This is a genomic window from Cohnella nanjingensis (assembly GCF_014212125.1).
In the GTDB taxonomy this organism is placed as follows: Bacteria; Bacillota; Bacilli; order Paenibacillales; family Paenibacillaceae; genus Cohnella; species Cohnella nanjingensis.
On record NZ_JACJVP010000101.1, the window covers coordinates 1 to 1840 of the forward strand.

Annotated in this window: 3 protein-coding genes; 1 reads left to right on the forward strand and 2 read right to left on the reverse strand. The window is 63.0% G+C overall.

The window, feature by feature from the left end:
* On the reverse strand, positions 1–1074 hold a 1074-nt coding region (locus H7C19_RS34070), incomplete at its 3' end, for an RluA family pseudouridine synthase (protein ID WP_185673544.1).
* 266 nt (positions 1075–1340) lie between these two features.
* Between H7C19_RS34070 and H7C19_RS34075 the strand changes: the two genes are divergently transcribed.
* Positions 1341–1562, forward strand: a complete 222-nt coding sequence (locus H7C19_RS34075; RefSeq protein ID WP_185673545.1) for a hypothetical protein — start codon at positions 1341–1343, stop codon at positions 1560–1562.
* A gap of 59 nt (positions 1563–1621) precedes the next feature.
* Here H7C19_RS34075 and H7C19_RS34080 read toward each other — a convergent pair.
* Positions 1622–1840, reverse strand: a 219-nt coding sequence (locus H7C19_RS34080; protein ID WP_185673546.1) for a tetratricopeptide repeat protein, incomplete at its 5' end; no start/stop codon positions are given.

Consider the following 1840-nt stretch of genomic DNA (forward strand, 5'->3'; position numbering starts at 1 on the left):
GCGCTCTCCGTGCAGCGCCTGGCGGGAGATGACGGCGCGCTTGCCTCCGTACAGCCCGTCTCCCGCCAGCGGATGCCCGATCGCGGCCATGTGCACGCGAATCTGGTGCGTCCGGCCGGTCTCGAGCCGCAGCCGGACCAGCGTATAGCCTTCGTACCGCTGTACCACTTCGTAATGGGTAATCGCGGGATCGCCGGTCTCGCTGACGCGACGGCGGGTGGAGTGATGGCGATCCTGGCCGATCGGCAGGTTGATCGTGCCCTTGTTCTGCGGCAGCTCTCCCTCGGCCAGAGCGACATAGATGCGCTCGATCTTCTTCTCCCGCATCTCCTTGTCGTACTGATAATGGGCGAACTCATTCTTCGCGTACAGGACGGGCCCGGTCGTCTCCTTGTCGATGCGGTGGATATGGCGGATCCGCACGTCCTGGTTCGTCATCTCGTAGTAGGCGGCGACGGCGTGCGCGAGCGTGTGCCGCTGCCCCTTCTCGCTCGGATGCACCTCGTAGCCGGACGGCTTGTTCACGACCAGCGTGAAGTCGTCCTCGTACAGCACGTTCAGCTCCATCCAATCGGAAGGGAAGTCGCGCTTCTCCCGCGCGAACAACTGGAGCCGTAGGTTCGTCCCCTGCAGCGCGACGCCCTTGGCCTGGAGCAGCTTGTGCGCCAGCTTCGGCACCAGCGGCGTATGCTTCAAGACCTGCTGGATCGGAGCGCCGGCGATCCCTTCGGGCACCCGGAACTCCATCCAATCTCCCTTGCGCCGGCCCAGCTTCAGATAGGCGGCGGGGGATACGGCCTGCGCGGAGGGGGCGCGGTCCGCCCGTGGTCCTCTGCCGCCCGTCGAGACGGCGCGGCTCGGCCGTCCCTGCGCCGCGTCCCTCCCGTCGCGGCCGTACCCGGCTCCGCTTCCCCGGTCCTTGCGGCTATGCGTTCCGCCCGCGAGCGGCGCGTACCGGTCCGCGCCGCGTCCGCCTCCCGCCTCTCTCCTGCCCGTGCCGCGCGGGGCCTGCGACCGGCTTGTCTTGCCCGGCTGCTTCGGCCGGTTCGGCTGGTTGCGTCCAGCACCTCTCATACCTCTCACTCCGAACTCGCGTATTTCTTCTTCGCACAATATACGAGAATGCGGGCGGGATGTCAAACCGCCGAATTCGCCGGCAAACGNNATTCGGCGCGCTGTCGAATATCGCCTCGATTATTACCGTTTGTTTACAAATGAAGAATTCGCCGAAACCTAACAAAATACGCTATTTTCACACCGTATCTAGTTTTCGCAAGTCATGCTAACTTGATAGTAGGGGGCAAGCTCCCCGCCAAACGATAATCGGAGGAGGATTTAACATGAGCGCACCTGAAGACGAGGTCGTAGGAACGGAACTGGAAGCGGAAGCCGTAGAAGCTTCCGAAGAAGCGGAAGTGGAAGCGGTTGCCGAAGAAGTCGAAGTCGTAGAAGCCGAGGCGGAAGCCGAAGCGATCGAGGATATCGCGGATGACGAAGCGGACGGGGTAGAAGCTCCCGAAGCCGAGTTGGAAGAAGCCGAAGCGGAAGAAGTCGCGGACTGACGCCCTCATGTTGAATCGCTCCTAACCACAAGTAAGGGAGCCGTTAGCGGCCGGCTCCCTTACGCTTTGGCAAAAGAGGCGCGAATCGCCCATTTGCGCTCCTTGCGCCGCATGTAGCGCGGCAGCGTGCGATACAGCTCCTTGCAAGCCCGGAACGCCTCCCGCGCCTCCTCCGTTCTCCCCATCGTCCGATAGACCGTCCCAAGCCGATAGTAAGCCTCGCATGAAGAGGCGTTCATCCGTTGAAACTCCTGCAGGAAGCCGATCGCCTTGTCGGC

Excerpts from the sequence above, each read along its gene's own strand:
- H7C19_RS34075 (WP_185673545.1), top strand. The coding sequence starts at position 1,341 with ATGAGCGCACCTGAAGACGAGGTCGTAGGAACGGAACTGGAAGCGGAA.